The organism is Epibacterium ulvae, from assembly GCF_900102795.1.
GTDB classification, from domain to species: domain Bacteria; phylum Pseudomonadota; class Alphaproteobacteria; order Rhodobacterales; family Rhodobacteraceae; genus Epibacterium; species Epibacterium ulvae.
Genome location: NZ_FMWG01000002.1, coordinates 362896 through 389236, shown reverse-complemented (window position 1 = coordinate 389236; position 26341 = coordinate 362896). Strand labels below are relative to the sequence as shown.

Genomic DNA, 26341 nt, shown 5'->3' with positions numbered 1-26341 from the left:
TACCCGCCAGCACACACCGGAAGCAAAACTTAAAGTTATGCTTTATTCTTCATCGTCTTTTGCACGGTTTTCAACAATCTCATCCAGATGTCCCCATTCTTTTGCTTCTTCGGGGGTCATCCAGGTGTCACGATCCATCGCCTTTTGAACCGTTTCATAATCCTGCCCGGAATGCTGCATGTAAAGCTGATACATACGTTCGCGTGTGCGTTCGATGTGGCGCGCCGAAATCAACATATCAGCAGCCATGCCTTGCGCTCCACCAGAAGGCTGATGCACCATGACTTCAGAATTGGGTAGCGAGAAACGCATCCCCTTTTCGCCACCGATGGCAATCACTGACCCCATCGACGCCGCCATACCGCAAATCAGCGTGGAGACTTTGGGTTTGATATATTGCATTGTATCGTAGATCGACAGACCCGCCGTCACCTCACCACCGGGTGAGTTCACATACATGCTGATCTCTTTGGTCGGGTTTTCCGCTTCAAGATGCAAAAGCTGTGCGACGACCAATTGGCTCATGCCACTGTGAATCGGCCCGTTCACAAAGACGATGCGCTCTTTCAGCAAGCGCGAGAAGATATCATAAGCCCGTTCGCCCCGGCTGGTCTGCTCAACAACCATTGGCACCAGGGTGTTCATATAGGTTTCGCGGGGATCAATCATTTGGACCTGCCTTTTATCACTTGTAATCGCCAGTATAGACGCGTGAGAGTTACTCAAGTCTTAGTGTCGGGTAAAATGAGCTGCAAGAGGTGGAGATTGTTTTTGCGCAATCCGCGTTCAGAAATACACGTAAAATGCAATTTTACGCTCGCCCCCACAACAACGTGACATTAATTACAAACCGATGCCGCTAAAAGATGCGTATCATCAAAGGTAAATCTCATGCGCTGTTTCGTCATTCTACTCCTCTCTTCTTTAACGTTCTTCTCATTGCCGCCCCTTGCACAGGCTGATCATACGCTCTCCGCGCGGGAAGGATGGCGCAGTCATGGAACGGTAAAAAGCTATGAGGCGCTTCTTGACGATCTAAAAAAGGCCGTAAAATCAAATGGCCTGATCGTTGTGACGCAGGCAGGCCCAACCCAAGCAGCTGCTGCGCGCGGCATTACTATTCCAGGCAATCGTGTAATTGGTGTATTTAACAATGACTTCGCTGTACGCGTGCTTTACACATCAACTGCAGCTATGATTGAGGCCCCCATTCGATTTTACGTCACAGAAAACAAAGATGGCACAGCATCACTCTCTTACAAACAACCAAGCCATGTTTTCGGGCCCTATTTTGGTCAGGGGGGAGAGGTCTTGCAGGAAATTGCTGCAGAACTTGATCAAATCTTTGACGCAATTGCTTCAGAGAGCTTGAACTAAGTTTCATTCAATGTACTTCACTTAGTTCCCTGTGCCAGTAATGCTTTTCACAGAGGTGTGACCCCTCTTGCGTCGCGCGCGACAGCGCGCAATCTGCAACACATAGTTCACTATCAGAATGGATCCTTCCCATGACAACTTCCCTACGCGCCGCTGATGTTTTGGCACGTCGCCTATTTGATGCAGGATGTCGCCACGCTTTTGGGATGCCTGGAGGGGAGGTGCTAACGCTTGTCGATGCATTGGAAAAAGCAGGCATCACATTCCATTTGGCCAAGCACGAAAACTGCGCAGGCTTCATGGGTGAAGGCGTTTACCACGCAGATGGCGCGCCAGCTATTCTTGTCGCAACACTCGGGCCCGGTGCATTGAATGGTGTCAACGTTGTCGCCAATGCACATCAAGATCGCGTACCAATGCTGGTGCTTACAGGCTGTGTTGATGCGGATGAAGCAGAGACATACACGCATCAGGTTTTGGACCAACAAGCGGTCTTTCGGCCCATCACCAAAGCGTCCTTTAGGCTGGATGCCGGTGCGGCAGAGGTAATCGCGGACAAAGCAGTATCCATCGCATCCGAAGCGCGACAGGGCCCCGTTCACATTGACGTACCGATCTCGGTAGCAGAGACACCTGCAACAGAACGCAACATCCGCCGCGCGCCTGCAAGTGCGACAGCCCCTGCAGGCGAGGCTTTGGCGCAGGCGCGTTTGTGGTTATCCGAATCCAAACGCCCCATCGCCGTGGTCGGTCTCGATGCTTTGCAGGAAAACACCGGCCCTGCGTTAACGTGCTTTCTTGAAACCTTTCAAATTCCCTTTGTTACAACCTACAAAGCCAAGGGAATTTTGCCAGAAGACCATCCTCTTTGCCTTGGTGGCGCAGGATTATCCCCTCTGGCTGATCGTCACCTTTTGCCTCTCATCGAAGCTTCGGATCTCATTTTGACATTAGGCTATGATCCCATTGAAATGCGCACAGGTTGGCGCAACGCATGGGACGTGACACAACAGCGGGTGATTGACATCTCCCCTGAAGCCAACACGCACTACATGCATCAGGCAGGTATCAATATTATTGCGTCACTTTCTCACAGTCTCACAGCGCTCAGCGAAGACCAAACCGCAGGCGATACATGGGCTGGTGGCGAAATTGCAAAGACAAAAAGCGCCCTGAAGCTGGCCTTCCCCGACACGGATGAATGGGGACCTGCGGGTGTTATTGCCGAAGCACGGGCCGTGTTGCCTGAGACCACACTGGCGAGCGCAGACAGCGGTGCACATCGCATTTTATTGTCACAGATGTGGTCTTGCTCAGAGCCGCGCGCATTGATCCAATCCTCAGGCCTGTGCACGATGGGCTGCGCTGTCCCACTGGCGATGGGGCGCAAACTTGCGCAGCCTGATCGCCAGGTGATAAGCTTTTCCGGCGATGCAGGTTTTTTGATGGTTGCAGGTGAGCTTGCCACTGCACGCGAACTTGAAATTGCACCAATCTTTCTTGTCTTTGTCGATGCCTCGCTTGCATTGATCGAACTCAAACAACGCCAACGCCAATTAACGAATGCTGGTGTTGACTTTGCTCATCATGATTTTGCGGCCATGGGACGCGCTTTTGGTGGGAATGGCTTCACCGTAAAAAACCGCGCAGAGTTACGCGTAGCATTGGAAGAGGCACAAGCCTCGGACAGGTTCACAGTCATCGCCGCTGAAATCGAACGCGGGGGCTATGATGGTCGCATCTAATCTTTTCCCAAAAGGCGCGCTCACCGGTCTCAAAGTTCTTGATCTTTCACGCATACTCGCAGGTCCGACCTGTACGCAATTGCTTGGTGATTTGGGCGCAGAAGTCATCAAGATTGAAAACCCAAAGTCCGGCGGTGACGACACGCGCCAATGGGGGCCTCCTTATGTGACGGATGCAGATGGCAACCCAACCGATCTGAGCGCGTATTTCATGTGTGCAAATCGCAACAAGCTGTCCGTGGCCATCGATATTGCAACCGAAGAGGGCCAAGCCCAGATCAAAGCCCTGGCTGCACAGGCAGATGTGTTGATCGAAAACTTCAAACCCGGTGGTCTGGCTAAATATGGTCTGGATTATGAAAGCCTTAAATCTGACGCCCCTGCCCTGATTTACTGTTCGATTTCAGGATACGGCCAAACAGGCCCGAATGCGGCAAAACCAGGCTATGATCTGATGGCGCAAGGTTATGGCGGGATCATGTCCCTGACCGGCGAGCCTGAGGGTGCACCGATGAAGGTGGGCGTCGGCATCGCTGATGTCATGTGCGGCATGTATGCCTGCGTTGGGATTCTCGCCGCCCTAAATCATCGTCATGAAACTGGTGAAGGCCAGTGGGTGGAACTTGCACTTGTTGACAGCCAAATCGCATGGTTGATCAATGAAGGTGTCAATTACCTTACCTCAAAAACTCTGCCAACACGACGCGGCAACGGTCATCCCAATATCATGCCATATGGTGTCTATGAAACTGCAGATGGCCACGTCATTCTTGCGGTTGGGAATGACAGCCAATTCCAGCGTTTCTTAGAATTTGTGGGGCTTACAGGTCTTGCACAAGATCCACGTTTTGCGACAAACCCTGCCCGACTGGAACATCGCACAGCGCTAGATGATATTTTGATTCCAGTTGTTAAAGGATTTCAAACAGCGGATGTAATCGCAGGCTTGGAAGCCCGCAAAGTGCCCGCAGGCCCTGTACAAACCTTGGATCAGGTCTTTGGCTCAGATCAGGCGCAAGCCAGAGAGATGAAAATCAGTATGGACAGCAAAGCAGGTGCTGTAGAGCTCATTGGCAATCCGTTGAAATTCTCCAGAACACCAGTGACTTATCGTAGCGCACCTCCACACTTCGGGCAGGATACCGCTCAGATACTTGAACGATTGCGCACAAAAACGCCAAAATTTTAAACTTGGCGTTAAGCACCATTCCACCATTGTTACAAAAAAAGCTAGATGATGCTGGATTAGAACGAAAATCAGGCAAAAAACGGTACAAATTCGCACTTTTACACCTGCTTGGTTGACCCTTTCGGCAACATAGGCTCCAAAACACACACATGCCATCACCAAAGCGAGAGCAGGCGTCGCCCGATGAACCGGCTTCCTCTAATCTGGTATAGAACGTAACTGATGTTTCAGACTGCAAGGATTTTCACGACATGACCCAAGACATCTTTGGACAAGAAACCAGCCTCACGTCTGCCTCCGTCGTGACGGACTGGAACGCGGTCCAGATGGCGGTACTCGCCCATGGTGCAAGTGCAGCAGAACACTTAGGAGCAGTGCTGACCGCAGCCCCAGATTTTGCCCACGCACAAGCCATTAAAGGTCTGTCACTTTTAATGTTGGGCCGCTCTGAGTTGCTCCCCATGGCACAAGACGCGTTAAAAGCTGCGAAAGCAGGCTATCAAGCTGCGTTGCCACGCGAACGTAAATATGTGGACGCGCTGGAATCATGGATGCAGGGGCGCCCCTCAGAGGCCATCATGCATATGGAGCAGATCCTTGCAGTGGACCCTTGCGATACACTGGCAATGAAACTCAGCCACGGTATCCGCTTTATCATGGGGGATGCTCACGGTATGCGTGCCTCTGTTGAACGCGTAATGCCCGCCTATGCTCCGGATCATGCAGGACGCGGCTATCTCTTAGGCTGCCATGCCTTTGCACTGGAAGAAACCGGATCCTATGACAAGGCGGAAATCGCGGGAAAACAGGCCCTCTGGATGGCGCCGAACGATGCATGGGGCCTTCATGCGATTGCTCATGTTCATGATATGACAGGCAATGCCAAAGGCGGATTGGAATGGTTGACTGGGCGAGAGGAAGCTTGGGCGCACTGTAACAACTTCCGTTATCACGTATGGTGGCACAAAGCCCTGATGCATCTGGATCTTGGTCAAATTGATCAAGTGATGGAACTGTATGACACCGAGGTTCGTAAAGATAAAACAGATGATTACCGCGACATTTCAAACGCAACTTCTCTTTTGATGCGTCTGGAACTTGAAGGTGTATCGGTTGGCAATCGTTGGGAAGAATTGTCAGAGCTTTGCGCCAATCGTACTGAAGATGGCTGCCTGATCTTTGCTGATTTGCACTATCTTCTTGCGCTTGCAGGGCGTGATCAGAAAACCGCAACAAAGCGAATGATTTCACGCATTCAACAAGATGCAAAAAACCGGTCAAACGAAGCGCACGATCGCATGGCCACGCCAGGTTGTGATGCCGCGCTTGGCCTTGAAGCTTTTGGTGATGGTGATTACGCGACTGCTTTCTCACGCCTGCACGCCGCACGCAGTTCAATGCAGCTGGCAGGGGGCAGCCATGCCCAACGCGATGTTTTTGAAAGAATGACAATCGATGCAGGTCTTCGGGCTGGTGATTTTGACACTGTTGAAACCATTTTGGACGATCGTCGCGCCAAACGTGACGGCGGTGAAGACAATTATGCACTTGCACGTCGCGCTCTGATCGCAGAAGCCCGCAATCCAGAGAACGGTCAAAGCGTTCCAGCTGAATAATAAAGACGACACAGGAAGACTGACACCGACCGATGGCAACCATTACGCCCCTTACGACTGCGCGCACCCCTGATGCAAGCGAGCCTGCAAACCAACAGGCTGCGCCAACACCGCGTCCGCGCGACCCACGTCTGGATTTCTACCGTGGCATCGCGATGTTCATCATCCTGATCGCCCATATTCCTGGCAATCGCTGGACGGGTTGGATTCCTGCACGTTTCGGATTTTCAGACGCAACTGAGATCTTTGTTTTCTGCTCAGGCATGGCCTCTGCGATTGCATTTGGTGGCTCTTTTGCCCGGCGTGGTTGGTGGCTAGGCACTGCACGGGTTGCATTTAGATGCTGGCAGGTCTTCTGGGCACATATCGGTCTTTTTGTGTTTATCGCAGTCTGCATGGCTGCATTGGACACCTATGGGAACTTTGAAAAAAGCTATATCGGCTCGCTGAACTTACTACCTTTCTTCAACGATCCCGCTCCTCAACTTGTTGGTCTGTTCACGCTTAGCTATGTGCCGAATTACTTCGACATCTTGCCGATGTATCTGGTCGTCCTCGCGCTGATGCCCATCATGATGGGACTAGAGAAAATTAACCTTTGGGCTGTCGGTGCTTTCTCGATTGCGGTTTGGCTCAGTGCGAACCCTTACATCATAGGCCTTGGTCCAAACGGTGTGAGCCTGGGCGCCGAACCTTGGTCAGAGCGTGAGTGGTTCTTTAACCCCTTCGGCTGGCAGCTGCTCTTCTTTACCGGATTTGCCTTTATGAAAGGCTGGCTGCCCAAACCTCCGGTTTCAAAACTGTTGATCGCCGCCTCTGTCGCATTCCTGGTGATCGGCGCCCCCTTTGGATCGTGGAAAGTCTACCTTTGGGTCAAAGCTGCGAGTCCGGATCTGGGTGAGATCATTCGCCCGACCTACGAGATGACATCTCAATGGCGTGAGAAAACAGACTTTGGCTTGTTGCGATATGTTCACTTCCTTGCACTTGCCTATCTGGGTTGGGTTGTCGCGGGTGAAGGGGGAAAACGCCTGATTGCCAACGGAACCGGCGTCCTGGCGCGGATATGGGGTGTTCTTCTCGCGATCCTTACAAAGGTGGGCCAACAGTCTCTGGCGGTCTTTGTGTTCTCTATGGCCTTAGCACGTCTGATCGGTTTTGCACTGGATCACACAGATCGCGCAGTGCTGACGGTTGCTTTTGCAAACCTTGTGGGCTTTGCCCTGATTATTGCTTGCGCTTATGGCGCTGGCTGGTTCAAATCCCAACCTTGGAGAAGCAAGAAATGAGCCGTCTCACTCGCCGCTCTTTCCTCTCAATGGCGCTTGGTACGACAAGCTTGATTGCGCTGCCCGTCTCTGCGTCTACCAATGCCCCCTCGACAACACCATTTCGCCATGCGGATGTGATCGAGCGTGCACGCATCCTGGCCACAAAAACATTCTCACATCGTCCCAGCGTACCTGAAGATTGGCTGAATCAATCGTATGATGATTACAAGGCGCGTTGGTTCCGCACAACAGACGCATTGTGGGCCGATACGGACCGTAGCTACAACATCGATTTCTTTTTGCCGGGCCTTTACTTCCCACGCGCAGTTCAAGTCTACAGCGTAACGGATGGCCACATTGAACATCAGCCCTTTAACATCAACCTGTTTGAAGCGCACAAACGGGCACCAGATCTGAGCACAGAGGGCAATCTGGGCTATTCCGGCATTCGTCTCAGAACACAGTTCAACGCGCCAGACAAAAAGAACGAATTCTGTGTCTTTCAAGGCGCGAGCTATTTCCGTGCAATCGGCGCAGAGCATGCTTACGGTTTGTCAGCACGTGGTCTTGCCCTCAAAACAGGGGACGCCGAAGGCGAGGAGTTCCCAGAATTCACGGATTTCTGGCTAGAAGCCCCGGCCCCCGACCAGAAAAACATGGTAGTCCATGCATTGATGGATTCTCCCTCCTTATCAGGTGCTTACAGATTTAACATCACCCCTGGAACGAACTGTGTAATGGATGTGGAGGCCACGCTTTTTGCCCGTACCGAATTGCCGCATGTTGGGCTGGGTCCGCTGACATCCATGTTCCTTTATGATGATACCAACCGCCACCTTTTTGATGATTTCCGCCCTGCCGTTCACGACAGCGAAGGGCTATTGGTTAAAAACGGCAATGGTGAAATTCTCTGGCGTCCTCTGGCAAATCCAAAACATCTGCAAATATCATCTTTTGTAGATGAAAACCCACAAGGGTTTGGCCTCATGCAGCGCTCGCGCGATCTGTCAGACTTTGCAGACCTTGAAGCCCATTACCACCGGCGCCCCAGCCTGTGGGTTGAACCGTTAGGTGATTGGGGCAAAGGTGCCGTAACATTGGTAGAAATCCCCGCTGACAAAGAAATCTACGATAATATCGTAGCCTACTGGCGTCCTCGAGAGCCTTTTGCAGCAGGAAGCGAAATCAAATTGTCTTATCGTCTGACGTGGGGTGAAGAGCCAGACATGGTGCTGCCACGGGTGCTCAACACTGCCTCTGGTGAAAAGATTTTCGGTGATCCCGGGCGCTTAATGATTGTCGACTTTGAGGCAAGCCCGCTCTTTGCTGATTTCGTCGACGGTGAAGAAGGAGAGGGTATTCTCGATATCCATATCTCCTCTCCACATGTGGAAACCACGGATGGCGTGTTACAGCGCAACCCAGAAACGGGTGGTTTGCGTCTTGCCTTCTCATTTGATCCTGGTGAACAGGATCATATCGAATTGCGTGCACAGCTGCGCAAAGATGGTGCCGCCGCATCAGAGGTTTGGTTGTATCGGTGGACGACATGACCTCTGTTGCCAAGCCATCTCCCTTGATGCCGTCACAGTTTCCGTTGGACATGCCTGCACAGGATTTTGCACGGCCCTTTGAAGACGAAGACGCACCCAAAACCAAAGAAGCGCGCCATGCCGCGCTTTGGCGAATTGTGACCTTTTCTCCAGCAATGCTGGCAACCGCCGCTTTGGGCTGGGTTATGCAGGGATGGTTTGCAGATGGTGGGGTAACTTGGCTAGAGACTGTGCTGCTTGCCTTGATCATTTTCAATTTCTTTTGGATTTGCTTCAGCGTTTCAACCGTGCTTCTAGGCCTTTATTCGCTATCACGACGTGAACAAACCACAGGCGAAATTGAAGGCGCGCCAATGCGCGTGGCGCTTTTGGTTCCCGTTTATAACGAAGTGCCCTGGTATGTGCTTGGCAATGCGCAGTCTATGCTAGAAGAGCTCAGCTCTCGCGAATGCGCGCATAGCTACGACATGTTTATCCTCTCGGATACCCGTGACGAAGAGCTTGCGGTACAAGAAGAACAAAGCGTAATCGCTTTGCGCGCGATGTTGCCAGCGGGCAGCGCGCTCTACTATCGCCGCCGCGTTGAAAATACTGACCGTAAGGTTGGCAATATTCATGATTGGGTCACACGCTGGGGGGGCGCATACGATGCGATGCTGGTCCTTGATGCAGACAGTTTGATGACCGGTCAGGCCATTGGCCGCCTAGCTGATGCACTGGCACGCGATCCTGCCGCGGGACTAATCCAAAGTTATCCGCAACTTATCGGTGCACAGTCTGTTTTTGGTCGCATGCAGCAATTCGCCAATACTGTTTATGGTCTGGCACTGGCCGAAGGTCTGGCCAGATGGGCCGGCCATGAAGGGAACTATTGGGGGCACAATGCGATCATGCGCACACGTGCTTTTGCCGCATGTGCTGGCCTGCCACATTTGCGCGATCTACGCGGCAAGAAACAAGTGATCATGAGCCATGATTTCGTCGAAGCGGGCCTGTTGCGTCGCGCTGGGTGGAGCGTGCGTTTTCTGCCGCGGATCAAAGGGTCTTATGAAGAGACACCGCAAACGCTTATTGATCACATCCAAAGGGATCGTCGCTGGTGTCAGGGGAACCTGCAACACATCAAGCTGCTAAATGCCCGTGGTTTTCGTGCGATCTCTCGCTTTCATCTACTCCATGGAGCAATTGGCTATCTGATGGCTCCGATCTGGTTTGCACTCTTGGTGATCTGGGCCCTGATCGGTCGCGGTGAAGACGCCTCTGTCTTGACCTATTTCTCAGAGAAAAACCCGACAATGCCCTCTTGGCCTGACATGACAGAACCACGTCATGTGCTGGTTATCTTACTGATTTATGCAATGCTTCTGGCACCCAAAATGCTATCAGTTCTGGCGCTTCCGCTGACAGGACGGCAGTTCCGCGAATACGGGGGCGCAGGGCAATTTCTAGTTTCCATGCTGTCAGAGGTCATTCTCGCGGTGCTCTATGCGCCCATCTTAATGGTTCAACAGATGATTGCCGTGCTACGGACTTTGCTTGGACTGCAAAAAGGATGGTCTCCTCAGGCTCGCGATGGTGGATCTTATAGCCTGCGCACGATTTTACAGGTCCATATTTTGGAAACACTTAGCGGCGCTGCACTTTGGGTCGGAATTATCGCTGGCGTAATTTCCATCTGGCTGGTGCCAATTGCCGTATCGCTCTTACTTGCAGTTCCACTCTCTGCGCTATCCGGTATGACAATTCGCGATCGTATTCACCGCTGGATGGGCACGCATGATCACTTTGTTGAGCCTCAGATCACACAGGCTGCCCGCAGTTATCGCCTTCAGATGCGCCGGTATCTGGAAGGAAAAGCTCAGACACCGGCTGAATAAGACAAGATCAAGAGAGCGCAGCTATTGTGATGGCTGCGCGTATTCAAACCAATCCACCATTTTATCTGCCCAACCCTGCGGAATTGCATGACCACCTGGATGCAGAGTGAACCGGATCTCTGAATTGTCGCCGCAGCTCCATTGACGTACATGATCTTTATCTTCAGACCACACGCGAGAAGGCGCATGGGTTTCGCATCCTAATGCGTCACGCCATACTTCTAGTCCTGCATAGATATCACCTTGCTGAAAGGTACCATTGCGCAGGTAGCGTCCTTCTAGGGGGACAACGGTATCGCTCCAACCATGTGTATGATGCAGGCGAATCGGTCCATTACATTCACTTGGCTGAGGCCGCCAAAAACCACCCGCCACAGGGGCATAAGCCGCGAACATATCCGGTGTTTCACAGGCAAGATAATTGACCATAAAGCCACCTGCGGAAAACCCAGCTAAAACAACACGCTCTGGATCAACATCAAAGCGTTCTTTGGCATCATCAACAACAGATTGCAAAAACGCGGTCTCATCACGCCCGTCCCACCCGGGGAAAAAGTTCCAGCTGCGACGTCCATCTGCGCGGCGGGCTCCATCAGGTGCAATCACGGCATAACCACGGTCTTGCAGTGCTTTTACGGTCCCTCTCATTCTTAAGGTGCCCTCGCCTGAACTGCCAAATCCATGCAAAAAGACCACTGCGGGAATCGTCTCACCTTCTGCAGTATCTGGTGTACGTATGTGGTAGCTTCCTCCATCCTCAAATGTGCATATACCTGCGTCATCACAGGCTGCATCAGCTGCAGTCCCCCCGAACGCAATTGAAAACCCTAAAACAGAGGTGAACGTTAACGCACCACTGGCAAATTTGAATTGATCCATCCTGGTCCTGCCTTTGATCCCAACATGCCTTCGGGCACATCAATAATATTGTTAAATCCTGCCTCAGAGAGACGTATCGTCATACGCGCAGAGCGGACACCGCGTGCACAAATAAGCGCAATCGGTGCAGAGCGATTTTCACCAACAACACCCTGAAGCGCTTCAACGAAATCATCGCGCCGCATATCGATCGGATGCGCCCCTTCTGCGATGCCTGTCGCCGCCCATTCACGGGGTGTTCGTATATCAACCAATGTGATTTCACCGGTTTTTTGGCGCGTATGGGTTTCTTGAACGGAAAGCTTAGCATTGAGGTGCTCTGGCGCGGTTAAATACCGCCATCGCCCCACCGCCACGGCTCCGCCGATACCAAGCCCGACCAACAGTAAACGACGTCTGTTTAAATGAGGACGGCGCAAAGTAGAGGTGCTCATATTTGGCTCCAACAAATGTAACAGATTACATGTAGCCAATTTGGTGCGATGGATCATCTTATGCCAGCCTGTTTCAGGCTCTAGGTTGATCAAGTTCTCGTTAACTTCCGTCAGGCAGCAAGGCTCGTTTTTCATATCGTGGCAAATCAGCGCATCAAACGGTAATTTTATTTTCTGGCAGATCTGAAACACTGGCACAGGCTGTGAAAAAAGACTAGTTATCTGTAAATTTTACTAGCCAACCAGGAGATGTCCGCAAGTGTCGCTGTTCCTGATCGCGGCTTTACCCTTTTTGGGTGCCGTTTTCCCTGCCCTTTTGATCCGAGCTGGACGCAATGCGTCCTCTTCGGCAGCCGGGTTCACCACGTTGTTGGCCTTCATTGGCCTTATGTTGCACGCCCCAGCCATTCTGCGCGGCGAAACCATTCAAGCGCGCTTTGATTGGCTGCCGGGACTTGGTTTGAATGCCAATTTCTTTCTGGATGGCTTAGGCTTTCTTTTTGCCACCTTGATCCTTGGCATCGGTCTTTTGATCATCCTCTACGCCCGGTTTTACTTGTCACGGCAAGACCCTATGGGGCAGTTCTACACCTATCTATTGCTGTTCCAAGGTGCCATGGTCGGCATCGTCACATCCGACAATATCCTGTTGCTATTGATTTTCTGGGAACTCACTTCGCTGAGCTCCTTCTTGCTGATTGGGTATTGGAAACACCTGCCTGCCGGGCGTCAAGGCGCTCGTATGGCTCTGACAGTAACAGGCATGGGTGGTCTGGCGATGATTGGGGGGATGTTGATCCTTGGCAATATCGCAGGCTCTTATGATCTGACAGTCATCTTGCAGAATAAAGAGCTGATCCAAGCTTCACCGCTTTATCTGCCCGCGCTTATTTTGATCCTGTTGGGCTGCTTTACCAAATCTGCACAGTTCCCATTCCACTTCTGGCTTCCCCATGCGATGGCAGCTCCGACGCCGGTTTCTGCCTATCTACACTCAGCCACAATGGTAAAAGCGGGCATTTTTCTGATGGCGCGCATGTGGCCTGTTTTGGCAGGGACACCAGAATGGTTTTACATCGTCACCACCGCAGGCCTTGTCACTATGGTCATTGGTGCGGTGATTGCCCTGTTCAAAGATGATCTAAAAGCGCTTTTGGCCTTTTCCACGGTGTCGCATCTGGGTCTGATCACGATGCTTTTGGGATTTGGCACCAAGGCTGCGGCCGTCGGTGCTGTCTTTCACATCATCAACCATGCCACGTTTAAAGCCGCGCTCTTTATGTCAGCGGGTATTGTTGACCATGAGGCACACACACGCGACATCAAACGTCTTGGCGGCTTACGTCATTTGATGCCTGTGACCTTTACCATTGCCTTGGTCGCATCACTGTCCATGGCCGGGATTCCTCCTCTTAATGGCTTCATTTCAAAAGAAATGATGCTGGAAGAGACCACGCATACCTATTGGTTGAACAGCCCCTATGTGATCCCAGTTCTCGCAACCCTCGCAGCTTTGTTCTCTGCTGCGTACTCGTTCCGGTACATTGCGCATGTGTTTTTCGGTGCAAAACGGGATGATTATCCTGCAAAACCTCATGATCCTGGATTTGGCATGTGGGCCGCACCGGCGTTTCTGGTCATTCTGGTGGTCGTGATCGGTTTGTTCTCGGGCAAACTGGTTGGCCCGGTTGTACAGGCAGCCGCTGATGCAGTGACGGGTGACCATCCAAAAGTCTATCTGAAATTGTGGCATGGATTGAACCCAGCATTGTATATGTCCATGATTGCAGTGGTCGGCGGGATGATCCTTTTGGCCTTCCATCGTCAGCTTGAAGCAATCTGGAATGCTCTGCCCCGCCCTGAGGCCAAGGTGCTGTTCGATCGCCTAATCGCGGCCGTAACAGTTACCGCAGATCGTATCACAGCAGGCCTGCATAACGGTTCCATAACCCGTTACGGGCTGATCATGGTGCTGTTTACCGTCGGTATCAGCTATATGGCCTTTGCAACCGGTACTTTGTCTGAAGCAACCCGTTCGGTGCAATCAGTTGGTATCCTACCAGTTCTAGGCTGGATTGCGCTGGTCGTTGCTGTTGTCTTTATCATGCAACATCATCGCAAACGTCTGATTGCGCTGGTCCTGATCGGCGTTGTGGGTCTGATTGTATCGCTCGGCTTCAACTATTTCTCAGCACCCGATCTGGCGCTTACGCAAATCTCGGTCGAAGTGGTGACAATCATCCTGTTGCTGCTGTCACTGAACTTCATGCCAAAAGACACACCAATAGACAGCCCAGCAAGCACACGCATCCGCGATGGTATCATCGCAAGCGTCGCCGGTCTGGGTGTCGGAGGGTTGATCTATGCCCTCATGACGCGTGATTTCGCTGCGGAAACCATTTCAGGCTTCCATCTCGCCAATTCGTACAAAGGCGGCGGCGGCACCAATGTGGTAAACGTGATTTTGGTCGATTTCCGCGGGTTTGACACCTTTGGTGAAATCATCGTTCTGGGCATTGCAGCCATGGTAATCTTTGCCCTGACCGAAGCCGTATTGAGCAGGTCGCGCATTCGTGGCTATCTTTTGACGCGCAAACCAGATCTTCCACAGGATGGTGACGCACATCCTTTGATGATGGTAGTGGCAACCCGTGTAATGATGCCTGTGGCACTTTTGGTTGCAGCCTATATCTTCTTCCGCGGTCACAACCTGCCCGGAGGTGGCTTTATCGCGGGCCTGATCGCAGCCATTGCAATCATCATGCAATATATGGCGTCTGGCTTTGGTTGGGCGACTGAACGTCAAAAAATTCAGTACCATGCCATTATCGGATCAGGCGTTTTGATCGCTGCAGCGACAGGTATGGGGGCTTGGTTTAATGACAAACCGTTCCTCACCTCAGCCTTTGGGTATATCCACTGGGCCCCACTTGAAGAGTTTGAATGGGCCACGGCAGCCCTGTTTGATCTTGGTGTCTTCCTTGCTGTGGTCGGCGCGGTTTTGCTGGCGCTGGAAAGCCTTGCGCGTTTTGCCTGGCAACCGGGAATCACCAGTGAACACCCGATGGATATAAACCCCGCGCGCGATGACGCCGCTGAACCCACAAAGGAGGCCTGATCGATGGAGCTTCTCGTTGCATCTGCCGTTGGCATCCTGACCGCAGCAGGTATCTATCTCATCCTACGCCAGCGGACCTTCCCGGTTATTTTGGGACTGTCACTGCTGTCTTATGCGGTAAACGTGTTCCTGTTCGCCACTGGTCGTCTGGCTGTTGGCGCACCACCGGTTCTGAATAAATACAAAGAGGTTGCCTATACGGATCCGCTGCCCCAGGCGCTGGTTCTGACAGCGATTGTGATTTCCTTTGGCATGACTGCGGTTGTGGTGATGATCGCGCTCGCCTCTTACCTCTCGTCCAAAACGGATAAGATCAATATGACTGAAGAGCAAACAGCAGGAGACGACGCATGAACCACCTGCTGATTGCGCCCGTGGTGCTTCCCGCACTGGCGGCGCCCTTTATCACGATGGTGACCCGGCACCATATGGACCTGACCCGTGTATTCTCTGTTGCAGCGTCTGTGTTGATGGTGATTTTCACCCTCGCCTTAGGCTGGCAAGCTGCAGATGGCACTGTACAGGTATATGAATTGGGCGACTGGCAAGCGCCCTTTGGAATCGTTCTGGTGCTGGACCGCCTATCCGCGATGATGATTGTGCTGACAGCCGTTCTGGGCCTGATTGTAAACCTTTATGCGATTGGATCGGGCTGGGACGCGCGTGGGAAAAACTTCCATGCCTTATTCCAATTCCAGCTGATGGGCATTCAAGGCGCGTTTTTAACCGGCGATGCCTTCAATCTGTTTGTCTTCTTTGAAGTCCTGTTGATCGCCTCATATGGCCTGATGATCCACGGCGGCGGCACAAAGCGCTTTCAGGCTGGCGTCCAATACGTGGTTTATAACCTTCTGGGATCTACCCTGTTTCTTTTTGCCTTGGGTACAATTTACTCCGTCACAGGCACGTTGAACATGGCAGACCTTGCGGTAAAGGTTGTGGAACTATCACCTGATAATACCGCGTTGATCCGGGTCGGCGCCATCATGCTATTGCTGGTGTTCGCCATTAAAGCTGCACTGCTGCCTTTGCATTTCTGGCTGCCCGCCTCTTATGCCTATGCGCCTGCGCCCGTTGCTGCACTTTTCGCCATCATGACCAAAGTCGGAGCCTACGCCATCCTGCGGTTTTACACTCTGGTCTTTGGTCCAGAGGTGGACGCCGCTGCAGGTTTGGGTGGAGACTGGTTGCTGCCTGCGGCCCTCCTTACCCTTGGCGCAGGGGCTGTGGGTGTTTTAGGTGCGCGTGATATTGGCCGCCTCATCGCCTATGGTGCAATCACATCAATGGGCACGCTGCTCACAGCTGTGGCCCTGTTCACGCCAGAAGCTGCAGCAGCAGCACTATACTACACGGTGCATTCCACGCTGGCCGCAGCTTTGTTGTTCCTGATCTCTGATCTGGTGATCGAGCGCCGCGGCGTCGAAATATCCCCCAAAGCACCCATGGCACAAAACGGGCTGATCTCGGCGATGTTTTTTGTCGCTGCCATTGCGCTGGCAGGGATGCCTCCGCTGTCAGGTTTCTTAGGCAAACTTTTGGTGATGGATGCGGCACGTGATCACGATATGGTCTGGACCATATGGGCTGTGATCCTTGGCGGCTCTCTCGTAACTATTCTGGGGCTTGCTCGTGCTGGCACTCTGATTTTCTGGAAAGCCTATGATGCTGATACAAAACCTTCTGACACCACAGACGAGGCAGGCCGGCCCGCTGCATTGCCTTTTGTCGCAACATTCGCACTGATTGCGGGGCTCGTAGCACTCACACTCTTTGCTGGGCCTATGAGCTCATATGCGCAAGCAACCGCAGAACAATTGTTCACGCCTACGGCTTATCTTGAAACCGTGCTGGGAGGTGCTGCGAAATGACATTTCTGCGCAAACTTCTACCTCATCCTTTCCTGACACTTCTGCTGACGGTGACATGGCTTTTGCTGGTAAATGGCTGGTCATTGAACTCATTGGTGTTTGGATTTTTGATGGGATGGCTCATTCCATTTGTGACCAGAGCCTATTGGCCCCAACAACCCAAAGTGCGGGCCCCCTTAAAGATCATCGAATATGTCTTTGTCGTATTCTACGATATCGTTGTGGCAAATATTCAGGTGGCACTGATCGTTTTGTTCAAATCGAATGCAGACCGTAAGCCTGGATGGGTCACCATTCCACTGGATCTACGTACGCCAGAGGCCATTACCGTACTCGCCGGGACGATTACCATGACCCCCGGCACTGTATCTGCTGATGTGTCCGCTGAAGGCCATGCGCTATTGGTGCACTGCCTTGATGCAGAAGACACAAATGCAGTGCGAGACGAGATTAAGACCCGCTATGAGGCCCGCCTAAAGGAGATCTTTGAATGATCACCATTGCTGTTACATTTGCCTTTGCCTGCTTCTCTCTGGCCGTCATGATGAACCTGTATAAGGTGGTCTATGCCGCTGAGGTCGCAGATCGCATCCTAGCGCTCGATACCATGTTTATAAACGCAATCGTTCTGATGGTCCTTTACGGCCTCGCATTGGGCACCGAAGTTTATTTCGAGGCTTCTATGATTGTTGCCATGCTTGGTTTTGTTTCAACCGTTGCCTATGCCCGCTTTATCCTGCGCGGCAACATCATCGAATAAAGGAGCGCTCTCATGGATTTAATCCTCGAAATCGCAGTCAGTGCCTTCTTGATTATTGGCGGTGTGTTTGGTCTTGTCGGCTCTTACGGCTTGATCAAATTAAATGATGCCATGTCACGGCTGCATGCACCGACCAAAGCCTCAACTTTGGGCGTTGGGGGTGTCTTGCTGGCCTCTATTCTGCACTCTGTATGGCTAGAGGGTCATCTTTCGGTGCATGAAATTATGATCACATTGTTCATCTTCCTCACAGCACCCATCACGGCAAATTTCATTGCGAAAGTGCATATGCACGGGCATGAAACCCCCAAGAGCCTTCCTGACGCAGGTAAAGATAAACTTTGGGCCACCCACAACATTGCGCCCGAAGCGACCGCAGAAGAAAAGGCGTAACGCACGACATAACACAAACAGAGGCCGCCTATGGATCAACCTTCCAAAACTCAGGATATCGTGTTGATCGGAGGAGGCCACTCACACGCGTTGGTCCTGCGCGAATGGGGATTAAATCCACTGCCCGGTGTACGGCTGACGCTCATTAATCCCGGCCCTACTGCACCCTATTCGGGAATGCTACCCGGCTTTGTCGCAGGACACTACAAACGCGAAGAACTGGATATCAATCTCGTCGATCTCGCAGAGTTTTCTGGCGCGAATCTTATTCTGGGCGCGGCACGTAATATCGACATTAAAGACCAAACTGTTGACGTCGAAGGTCATGCTCCAATCCCCTATGATGCGCTTGCGATAGATATTGGGATCACCTCAGATATGCCCCAGATGGCTGGATTTGGCCACCACGCGGTGCCTGCCAAACCTTTGGGCCCTTTTGCGGCAGAATGGGAAATGTTTCGCAGTGAAACAACGCCTGCTCATGTGGCTGTGATCGGCGGCGGCATCGCTGGCGCTGAGCTGATCATGGCGATGGCCTATGATCTGCGACATCATAATAGACTGGCGCGCGCCACCTTGATTGACAATGCGCAGGCGCTGACAGCAATCGGCGCATCAGCCGCGCAAAAATTGCGCAACCAGCTCACTGCCCTTGGCGTTACAGTTTTGGAAGATGTTGAAATTAAACAGATCCTGTCAGATCGAATCATCTTAGAGAACGGGCGCGAGATCCTATCAGATTTCACCACAGGGGCTGCAGGTGCACGGGCCTATGACTGGCTACAACAGACCGGATTGAAGCTTCATAATGGCTACGTGGTGGTGAATGAAAACTTGCAGAGTTCACAACCAAATATTTTTGCAACTGGGGACTGTGCCCACCTCGCCTACGCACCACGGCCCAAAGCTGGCGTATATGCGGTTCGCCAATCAAAAGTTCTTTATAGTAACTTAAGATCATTTACATCTAATAGTTCCATGAATCCATATAACCCTCAAAGTGATTACTTAAAGCTCATATCGCTTGGTGGTAAAATTGCGTTAGCTGAGAAATTTAATATACCAATGAGCGGAGCTTTGATGTGGCGTTGGAAAGATTATATTGATCAGTCTTTTATGGATCAGTTTCGCGAGTTAAAATCCGTCAGATAAGCTAAAGATCTGATCATACTTGCAGACTGGAAAGCCCCCTACCGCAAATAGGCTTTACGGGCCAAATCGATGCGTGCCTCTGTCATCGACATGTCTTTCATAATCTCACGGCGGCGCGTGCGATCACCGGTTTCCTGCAGCTCTACACGCAGACGGGACAATTCACGAGACAGTGTCACAAATTCAGGGACGCCACCGCTTTCCTGTACCAAACGGTTGAGCAACGCATTTTCAGGATCATCACAGTCGGGTAACGGACGCCCTGCACCTTCCAAGTTATCAAATGCACCGTCAGCTTCCGCGGCGGCGATACGTTGATTGATAAGGTCGATAAGCGGGTGATCCATACCAGTATTATGAAGGGCGAAAACTGGAAATACCAGCAATAGAAAACCGCCGCATCGCTGGGATACGGCGGTTAGAATTCAGCTTTAATACAGCTTATTTGCGTGTGATACGGCCATCGGTATAAGGCTTATATGCACCATTTTTCGCCAAAAACTCTGCGGTGACATCAGCAAGATCGGGGCCAAAATCATAAGCATTTTCAGCGTCACGGAACATCTTGTATCCGTCGCCACCGCCACGCACGTAGTTATTGGACGCCAAGCCATAAGTCTTGGCTGGATCAATTGCAATCCATTCGCCACCGTCGTGCACTAATACATCAGACACACGGCCTTCGTTTGGCGCCACTGACATGTCAAAGGTATACTTCAACCCCGCAACCTGAGGAAACCGGCCTTTGCCTTCTTCGACTTGGCTCACACCATTTTCCAACGCATCAACCACAGTTTGGCCAGAGACGAAGAAAGTTGAAAGCGTGTTTTGGAAAGGCAAAACGGTCAGGACTTCGCCCATGGTTACTTCGCCCGCATCGATAGAGGCACGCAATCCACCACCGTTCTGGATCGCAATCGTGATGCCTTGATCTTTGACACGATCCAGCATCGCATCCGCAACAAGATTGCCCATCGCGCACTCTTCGGCACGACAAATATCGCGGGAACCTTCCACAACTTCAGCTGTTTCCGCAACGATCCGCTGCTTCATCTCTTCGATTGGTGCGCCCATTTCCGCAACGCGTGCCGCAACATCTGCATCCGGCGTGATAGAAGCATCCAACAAAATTGGCTCACCATTTGCTGCAGTCACTTTACCTGCGGCATCAAATGTCAGCTCCAACTCACCAAGATATTTGGAATAGGCATAGGCTTGAACAACCGGCACATCGCCAACCATAGTCGGGTATGGACCAGAAGCACGATCAGAGGTGTTCGACAAAAGCGTGTGTGAGTGCCCGCCAACAACAACATCAATCCCAGGAACCTGCGCAGCAATATCCAGATCTTTTGGCAGGCCAACATGTGTCAATGCAATGATTTTATTGACACCTTCGGCTTCAAGCGCCGCAACATCTGCCTTTAGGCTTTCGATTTCGTCCTGAAAAACAACATTGTCACCGGGTGAAGACGTATCAACTGTATCTGTCGCAAGGGCAGAAATAATACCAATCTTTTCACCGCCAACCTCTAGAACAACATGATTGCCAACTTTGCCTTTCAGCAAAGGTTCAGCTGACAGATCCAGATTGCCAGAGATCACAGGGAAAGACACTGCGTCTACAAATTTCTCCAGTGCTGCGGGACCATCATCAAATTCATGATTGCCGACGGCCATAACATCATAGCCGATCGCTTCCATAAATTCAGCTTCGGCTGCGCCCTTGTAGGTGGTGTAGAATAAAGAGCCTTGAAACGGATCCCCTGCGTCCAGCACCAATACATTCTGATCCGCCAATTCAGCGCGTTTCTCAGCCACGATAGTTTTGATGCGTGCAACACCACCAAAACACTCTCCAGCAGCCTCATCTTCTGCGCCACAGGTTGAATCATATTTGTTAATAGATTCGACACGGCTGTGAATGTCATTGGTGTGTAAAATGGTCAGCTTATACTCTGCCGAAGCCATACCTGCGGTCAGTGCCACCGCAGCAGCGCCACTAAGAAGACGTGTAAACATGTTACTCTCCTGTCATTTAATTGGACCCATAGGCGCATGAATATCGCTATGTGTCAAAAGCTCTATGCCGCACCTATCTAGTTCAGGGTAACAAGAAAATGACAAATTGAACCTCGCGCGCCAAATTACTTATTATTTTCGCCTGAAATTGCATCATATGTGGTCAGTCTTTCCTTGACCGGTCAGCCAATCCGGCGCATCACCCATGCCATGCTGATCTACAAAATTTTCCGTACCGACGAATGGGACGCGCTTCAGGCTGCAGGCCAAACAAAAGGCGCGCCAATTGACCTAGCAGATGGTTACATTCACTTTTCAACCGCAAACCAAGCCCCAGAAACCGCAGCAAAGCACTTTGCAATGGCGGAAGGACTGTGGTTGTTGGCTGTCGACGTGGACACCTTAGGCGAGGACTTGAAATGGGAAGTCTCACGTGGCGGCGCTGACTTTCCGCATCTTTATCGAATGTTGCATCTATCCGACATCCTTTGGGCCAAACCGCTGCCACTGGTAAAGGGAACCCATCAATTCCCCTTGGAAATGGCCTAACAGCAAAGACGTCTAGACATGAATGTTTTGGAAAACCTCGGCCTAAAGGCCTTGCACAAACTGGATCCAGAAGCCGCACATGGGCTGTCCATCAAAGCGCTGCAGCTGGGGCTGACACCAGCGCCTGGGCCTACTACCTCACCGCGACTTAGAACCAATTTGGCCGGATTGGATCTGCCCAATCCTGTTGGTCTGGCGGCAGGCTTTGATAAAAATGCCCAAGCGCTCTCTCCGCTGTCAAAGGCGGGTTTTGGATTTATCGAAGTCGGCGCAGCAACCCCGCGCCCGCAACCCGGCAACCCAAAACCCCGCCTTTTTCGATTGAGCGAAGACCGCGCAGCAATCAACCGATTTGGCTTTAACAATGACGGGATGGAGGTCATCGCCGCGCGACTGAACAAACGGTCCAGCAGCGGGGTCGTCGGCCTGAACTTAGGCGCCAACAAAGACAGCACAGACAAGGCACGTGACTTTGCAACAGTCCTAAAACAGTGCGGAGAGAGCATCGATTTCGCAACCGTAAATGTGTCGTCGCCAAACACAGAGAAACTGCGGGATCTTCAGGGAAAAGCCGCGCTTTCGGCTTTGCTAAAGGGTGTTTTGGAAACACGAAGCGACCTTTCTCGCCCACTTCCAGTCTTTCTGAAAATTGCACCTGATCTGAATGAAGCGGAACTAGATGACATAGCCGCCGTGGCCTTGGAAACAGGCATTGATGGCATCATTACCACCAATACAACATTGGACCGCACAGGGTTGAGCAGCGCGCATCGAGAGGAAAAGGGTGGGCTATCTGGAGCACCTTTGTTTGAAAAATCCACGCACGTCCTTGCGGGGCTGTCTCAACGACTGGATGGTGCCCTGCCGTTGATCGGTGTTGGAGGTGTCGGCTCAGCCGATCAAGCCTATGCCAAGATCGCCGCTGGTGCGAGCGCACTGCAGCTTTACACCGCCCTTGTTTATGGTGGGCTCTCACTGGTGCAAGAGATCGTCACAGGACTGGAGCAGCGACTGAAACGAGACGGGTTTGAAACTGTCGCCGCAGCTGTAGGACACAAACGCGGGGAGTGGTTATGATCACCTATTGGCACAATCCACGTTGTTCTAAATCAAGAGCCGGGCTGGCACTGTTCGAAGCAGAAGGCGTAAAGGTTAGCCTTCGGCTTTACAAAGAAGATGCTCCTTCTGCAGATGAACTGCGCGACGTGCTCGATAAACTCCAGCGACCAGTGGCGGATATGATACGTCACAAAGACGCTCTGTTTAAGGATCTCGGTTTGTCTCCTCAGGATTCTGAGGAGATTTTGCTGAACGCCATGGCGCAAAATCCTGCCCTGATTGAGCGCCCGATTGCAATAACTGACACGCAGGCCATAATTGGGCGCCCGACCGACGCCCTGAAAGCCTTATTATAATTCAAAGGCGAAAAAGGGGGGCTCCCGCGCGTCACAGGTGTTTTAGAAAACACCCTTGCCCCTTGGGCCAGGCAGGCCGCGCCATAGGTGCGGCCTGCCTCCCGGCGATGCGCAACGCGCAGCGCAAAACCTCTTGCCAACACTCTCTTCAAATTCTGACGGTGTCGCCAAATTCTCAAGGTATCGCCCCGATCTCCTTATACCCCTTCCAGCTTATCGGCCTGTCGTTCAAGTTGCGGATATTTCATACTCAGGGTCACCCCACGGGCCACAAATGAGATCAGCAATGCGGCCCATAGTCCATGATTGCCAAAGACCGGTATCAACAGCGCCGCCGAAGCACCATAGATAACAACGCTGACACCCATCATATTCCGCATATCACGCGTTGCAGTGGCTCCGATAAAAATCCCATCAAGCATCCAGCTGGCTCCACCAAGCAAGGGCGCCAACACAATATAGGGCAGAAAGACACGCGCCATCTCACGCACCTGAACAGCAGTTGTCATCGCATCAATCAAAAGTGGTCCAAACAGCGCAAAAACCACGGCAATGCTCAGCACAACCACAGCCCCCCAGATGCTGGTTATTATGGCCGCACGTCGCAATGCAGCCCGCGCACGCGCGCCTACAGCTTGCCCCACCAATGTTTCTGCAGCAAAGGCAAACCCGTCCATTCCGTAAGCCGTAATAAACATCAACTGCACCAAAATCTGATTGGCTGCCAAAGTCACATCATCCTGTCGTGCAGCCAAGAACGTAAATGACACAAAAACCAGCTGCAGCAGTAATGATCGGATAAGAATGTCCGTGTTAACAATCGCCATATTACGCAATGCAGAGGTTTTTAAGACCTGTGCCCAATTGCGCCAGGCTGAGCTGTAAAAAGCGCCTCTGCAAAACCACAACCCAAGCGCAAAGCCGCCCCACTCGGCAATAAGCGTCGCAAAGGCAACACCGTTGACGCCCAATCCAAGCCCAAGCACAAACCAGAAATCCAGTAGAATATTGGTCCCGTTGGTCACCAGTTGGATCACAAAGAAAGCGCGTGTTCGTTCCTGTGCAATCAACCAGCCCGAAATACCATAAAGCGCAATAACTGCCGGAGCCGACCAAATGCGAATGCTCAGATAATCGTTGGCAAGAGTGTGCACAGCTGGTGAAGGCTGCGCCAGCGCAAGGGCCGCCCAAAACAACGGAACCTGCAACGCAATCAACACACAGCCAGCAAAGCCACCGATCAAAAGACAGCGGGTCAACAATGCCGTGACCTCAGCGTCTTCTGAACGCCCGATCGCCTGCGACACAAGGCCAACTGTGCCCATACGCAAAAAACCAAACACCCAAAAAAGTGAGGTCAGGATCACAGCCCCAACCGCCACCGCGCCAACGGGGGCAGCCGCCCCCAATTGGCCCACAACAGCAGTGTCAACAACCCCCAAGAGTGGCACAGTTGCATTTGACAGAACCACAGGCACCGCGATTTTTAGAACGCGAAGATGCGTGATTTCCGTTGTCCTGTGGTCTTGGGATGCACTGTTTGCCATTGTCATTTATGACCCACATCACCCGACTGCGGCATGAGGAAATGGCCCGTAGCCTGCGCAAGCAGGCGCTCTTTGTTATCCTGCCAAGCCTCAACATGCACCGAAGCGTATCGACGTCCCGAACGCCAGACCCGTGCCCGCGCATATGCATCCCGCGGCAGTCCTGAGCGCAGATAATCAACACTGAAATCAATCGTTTTAGGATGCCGTGGCAAATTGCCTTGCGCCATATCCTGCGCATCCAGCTCTCCATTTTCGATCCGTTGCCACAACACCGACCAATTGAGTGTCACCATCGCGGTGATTTCTAAAAACGCCGCCGTTGCGCCACCGTGCAAGGCTGGCAACAGCGGGTTCCCAATCAAATTCTCATAATAATTCAACTGCGCGGTCAGCTCATCCCCGCGCCGATCAAATGTCACGCCAAGGAACTGAATATAAGGCACGGATTGAACCAGCGCAGTCAATGCGTCATCGCGTCGTTTTTTAACCTGTTGAATAGGCTCTGGCCGAGGACGGTTCATGCAGAGATCTCCACGGTAAAAGCACCCGTTGCAGTTGCAACTGGATGATCGGCATCTTCGTCAACTGCAACAGCACGCACGAACGCAACAGAGCGCGTTGCATGGTGGCAGGTTGCGGTGGTTGTAATCGTCTGGCCGGGGGTGGCCGCGCGCATATAATCAATGCGCAGATCGATTGTGGCCGTACTGACAGGGCGCATCGGATGCGCCATCACAGCTGCCCCGCAACAGGTGTCCATAAGCGCTGACACCGCGCCTCCATGAATAACCCGCGTATCAGGATCACCGATCAGTTTTTCGTCATATGGCATGATGATCTTGGCCTGAGCATCTTTAAGATCTATCAGCTCCATGCCCAAAGCACGCGCATGGGGCAACATCTGGATAAAGCCCTGTGCTTGCTCTAAAAGTTTACTCATCCCGCTTATCCTAAATGTTTCTTTGCCAAAATTGTAAAGAACAATAGCAATGGTTGCACTCTCAAAACGCAATGCCTAGGCTGCATTTAAGGGGGAGCTAAAATGGATGAACAAATATTGTCATTCAAAGAGATGTGTGCGGAATTTGATGTAACCCCACGCACTCTCAGATATTACGAGTATATCGAGCTGTTGCAGCCTCGACGTGAGGGGCGTTCACGGTTTTATACTGCGCGCGAATGTGCACGTATGAAACTCATCCTGCGGGGACGTAAATTTGGGTTCCAACTGGAAGAGATACGCCAATGGCTTTTGATCTATGAAGACAAAGGCAACCACGCTCAAATGCAGGCATTCGTCGGGATGGCAGATCGCCAATTGGTTGAGCTTCGCAACCAACGCGAACAGATCAACGAAGCTTTAGAAGAATTGGAAGTATTAAGACAGACGACTCTTGATGAGGTCGCCAAACAAAAAGAATAGAACGAGAAACAGGAAACGGGCACTGTGCCCGTTTTTTTTGCACCCGACCCAGCGTTGAGCAAAGACGATGCAAGGTGGTGACGCCACGTTCAGTTTACGTGAACGTCAATTTGGCTTGCAATGCACCCACCTCGTGCTCAGGTTTGA

General features: G+C 51.9%; 26 protein-coding genes. 18 read left to right on the top strand and 8 right to left on the bottom strand.

Features of this window, described 5'->3' with window-relative positions; translation table 11 throughout:
• Positions 1 to 42: 42 nt before the first annotated feature.
• On the bottom strand, positions 43 to 669 hold the full coding sequence (locus BLP79_RS04375) for an ATP-dependent Clp protease proteolytic subunit (protein WP_090216697.1): 627 nt from the start codon (positions 667 to 669) through the stop codon (positions 43 to 45).
• 222 nt (positions 670 to 891) lie between these two features.
• On the opposite strand from BLP79_RS04375, the gene BLP79_RS04370 reads away from it, so the two are divergent.
• From BLP79_RS04370 to mdoH, 7 genes are all read left to right on the top strand, one after another.
• Positions 892 to 1377: a DUF302 domain-containing protein gene (locus tag BLP79_RS04370; RefSeq protein WP_090216695.1), complete on the top strand. Its 486-nt coding sequence runs from the start codon at positions 892 to 894 to the stop codon at positions 1375 to 1377.
• A gap of 131 nt (positions 1378 to 1508) precedes the next feature.
• A complete protein-coding gene (locus BLP79_RS04365) occupies positions 1509 to 3122 on the top strand; it encodes a thiamine pyrophosphate-binding protein (protein ID WP_090216694.1) in 1614 nt (537 codons plus the stop codon).
• On the top strand, positions 3106 to 4311 hold the full coding sequence (locus tag BLP79_RS04360) for a CaiB/BaiF CoA transferase family protein (RefSeq protein ID WP_408607928.1): 1206 nt from the start codon (positions 3106 to 3108) through the stop codon (positions 4309 to 4311). Before BLP79_RS04365 ends, BLP79_RS04360 begins: the two co-directional genes overlap by 17 nt.
• A gap of 251 nt (positions 4312 to 4562) precedes the next feature.
• Positions 4563 to 5927, top strand: a complete 1365-nt coding sequence (locus BLP79_RS04355) for a tetratricopeptide repeat protein (RefSeq protein WP_090216690.1) — start codon at positions 4563 to 4565, stop codon at positions 5925 to 5927.
• 32 nt (positions 5928 to 5959) lie between these two features.
• The gene (locus tag BLP79_RS04350) at positions 5960 to 7216 is read left to right on the top strand and encodes an OpgC family protein (protein WP_090216688.1); all 1257 of its coding nucleotides are present in this window, start codon (positions 5960 to 5962) and stop codon (positions 7214 to 7216) included.
• Complete coding sequence (locus BLP79_RS04345; RefSeq protein ID WP_090216687.1) at positions 7213 to 8751, top strand: OpgD/OpgG family glucan biosynthesis protein; 1539 nt, start codon at positions 7213 to 7215, stop codon at positions 8749 to 8751. Before BLP79_RS04350 ends, BLP79_RS04345 begins: the two co-directional genes overlap by 4 nt.
• Entirely contained in the window at positions 8748 to 10628 is a 1881-nt protein-coding gene (gene mdoH, locus BLP79_RS04340) for a glucans biosynthesis glucosyltransferase MdoH (protein WP_090216685.1), read from the top strand. Before BLP79_RS04345 ends, mdoH begins: the two co-directional genes overlap by 4 nt.
• Positions 10629 to 10649: 21 nt before the next feature.
• Here mdoH and BLP79_RS04335 read toward each other — a convergent pair whose 3' ends face one another.
• Positions 10650 to 11507 carry a CE1 family esterase gene (locus BLP79_RS04335; protein WP_090216682.1) on the bottom strand — a complete coding sequence of 286 codons (858 nt, stop codon included), beginning with the start codon at positions 11505 to 11507 and terminating at the stop codon, positions 10650 to 10652.
• Positions 11474 to 11941, bottom strand: coding sequence for a rhodanese-like domain-containing protein (locus tag BLP79_RS04330; protein WP_090216946.1), 468 nt, complete (start codon positions 11939 to 11941; stop codon positions 11474 to 11476). Before BLP79_RS04330 ends, BLP79_RS04335 begins: the two co-directional genes overlap by 34 nt.
• A gap of 259 nt (positions 11942 to 12200) precedes the next feature.
• Between BLP79_RS04330 and BLP79_RS04325 the strand changes: the two genes are divergently transcribed.
• From BLP79_RS04325 to BLP79_RS04295, 7 genes are read left to right on the top strand one after another with little or no spacing between them, the layout of a single operon-like run.
• Entirely contained in the window at positions 12201 to 15059 is a 2859-nt protein-coding gene (locus BLP79_RS04325; protein ID WP_090216680.1) for a monovalent cation/H+ antiporter subunit A, read from the top strand.
• Between the two features lie 3 nt (positions 15060 to 15062).
• Positions 15063 to 15413 carry a Na+/H+ antiporter subunit C gene (locus BLP79_RS04320; protein ID WP_090216678.1) on the top strand — a complete coding sequence of 117 codons (351 nt, stop codon included), beginning with the start codon at positions 15063 to 15065 and terminating at the stop codon, positions 15411 to 15413.
• Positions 15410 to 16930 (top strand): monovalent cation/H+ antiporter subunit D, encoded by a 1521-nt coding sequence (locus BLP79_RS04315; protein ID WP_090216676.1) that lies wholly within the window; start codon positions 15410 to 15412, stop codon positions 16928 to 16930. Before BLP79_RS04320 ends, BLP79_RS04315 begins: the two co-directional genes overlap by 4 nt.
• Complete coding sequence (locus tag BLP79_RS04310) at positions 16927 to 17424, top strand: Na+/H+ antiporter subunit E (protein ID WP_090216674.1); 498 nt, start codon at positions 16927 to 16929, stop codon at positions 17422 to 17424. Before BLP79_RS04315 ends, BLP79_RS04310 begins: the two co-directional genes overlap by 4 nt.
• On the top strand, positions 17421 to 17690 hold the full coding sequence (locus tag BLP79_RS04305; protein WP_090216671.1) for a K+/H+ antiporter subunit F: 270 nt from the start codon (positions 17421 to 17423) through the stop codon (positions 17688 to 17690). The genes BLP79_RS04310 and BLP79_RS04305 overlap by 4 nt, the downstream gene beginning before the upstream one ends.
• 12 nt (positions 17691 to 17702) lie before the next feature.
• Positions 17703 to 18083: a Na+/H+ antiporter subunit G gene (locus tag BLP79_RS04300; RefSeq protein WP_090216669.1), complete on the top strand. Its 381-nt coding sequence runs from the start codon at positions 17703 to 17705 to the stop codon at positions 18081 to 18083.
• 30 nt (positions 18084 to 18113) lie between these two features.
• A complete protein-coding gene (locus BLP79_RS04295; protein WP_090216668.1) occupies positions 18114 to 19235 on the top strand; it encodes an FAD-dependent oxidoreductase in 1122 nt (373 codons plus the stop codon).
• 38 nt (positions 19236 to 19273) lie between these two features.
• Here BLP79_RS04295 and BLP79_RS04290 read toward each other — a convergent pair whose 3' ends face one another.
• Both BLP79_RS04290 and BLP79_RS04285 read right to left on the bottom strand, forming a co-directional pair.
• The gene (locus BLP79_RS04290; RefSeq protein ID WP_090216666.1) at positions 19274 to 19582 is read right to left on the bottom strand and encodes a DnaJ family domain-containing protein; all 309 of its coding nucleotides are present in this window, start codon (positions 19580 to 19582) and stop codon (positions 19274 to 19276) included.
• Between the two features lie 94 nt (positions 19583 to 19676).
• Positions 19677 to 21257, bottom strand: a complete 1581-nt coding sequence (locus tag BLP79_RS04285; protein ID WP_090216664.1) for a bifunctional metallophosphatase/5'-nucleotidase — start codon at positions 21255 to 21257, stop codon at positions 19677 to 19679.
• 210 nt (positions 21258 to 21467) lie between these two features.
• Between BLP79_RS04285 and BLP79_RS04280 the strand changes: the two genes are divergently transcribed.
• Genes BLP79_RS04280 through arsC form a run of 3 tightly spaced genes read left to right on the top strand, consistent with a single transcriptional unit; the run spans position 21468 to position 23221 of the window.
• The gene (locus tag BLP79_RS04280; protein WP_090216945.1) at positions 21468 to 21806 is read left to right on the top strand and encodes a DUF952 domain-containing protein; all 339 of its coding nucleotides are present in this window, start codon (positions 21468 to 21470) and stop codon (positions 21804 to 21806) included.
• 18 nt (positions 21807 to 21824) lie between these two features.
• Entirely contained in the window at positions 21825 to 22883 is a 1059-nt protein-coding gene (locus tag BLP79_RS04275; protein WP_090216662.1) for a quinone-dependent dihydroorotate dehydrogenase, read from the top strand.
• Positions 22880 to 23221, top strand: a complete 342-nt coding sequence (arsC, locus tag BLP79_RS04270) for an arsenate reductase (glutaredoxin) (RefSeq protein ID WP_090216660.1) — start codon at positions 22880 to 22882, stop codon at positions 23219 to 23221. Before BLP79_RS04275 ends, arsC begins: the two co-directional genes overlap by 4 nt.
• A gap of 197 nt (positions 23222 to 23418) precedes the next feature.
• Here arsC and BLP79_RS04265 read toward each other — a convergent pair whose 3' ends face one another.
• From BLP79_RS04265 to BLP79_RS04255, 3 genes are read right to left on the bottom strand one after another with little or no spacing between them, the layout of a single operon-like run.
• Entirely contained in the window at positions 23419 to 24774 is a 1356-nt protein-coding gene (locus tag BLP79_RS04265; protein WP_408607929.1) for an MATE family efflux transporter, read from the bottom strand.
• Positions 24771 to 25292: a PaaI family thioesterase gene (locus BLP79_RS04260; RefSeq protein ID WP_090216658.1), complete on the bottom strand. Its 522-nt coding sequence runs from the start codon at positions 25290 to 25292 to the stop codon at positions 24771 to 24773. The genes BLP79_RS04265 and BLP79_RS04260 overlap by 4 nt, the downstream gene beginning before the upstream one ends.
• On the bottom strand, positions 25289 to 25711 hold the full coding sequence (locus BLP79_RS04255) for a PaaI family thioesterase (protein WP_090216656.1): 423 nt from the start codon (positions 25709 to 25711) through the stop codon (positions 25289 to 25291). Before BLP79_RS04255 ends, BLP79_RS04260 begins: the two co-directional genes overlap by 4 nt.
• 102 nt (positions 25712 to 25813) lie before the next feature.
• Here BLP79_RS04255 and BLP79_RS04250 point away from each other — a divergent pair, with 102 nt between their 5' ends.
• Positions 25814 to 26194 (top strand): MerR family transcriptional regulator, encoded by a 381-nt coding sequence (locus BLP79_RS04250; RefSeq protein ID WP_090216655.1) that lies wholly within the window; start codon positions 25814 to 25816, stop codon positions 26192 to 26194.
• Positions 26195 to 26341 lie beyond the last annotated feature (147 nt).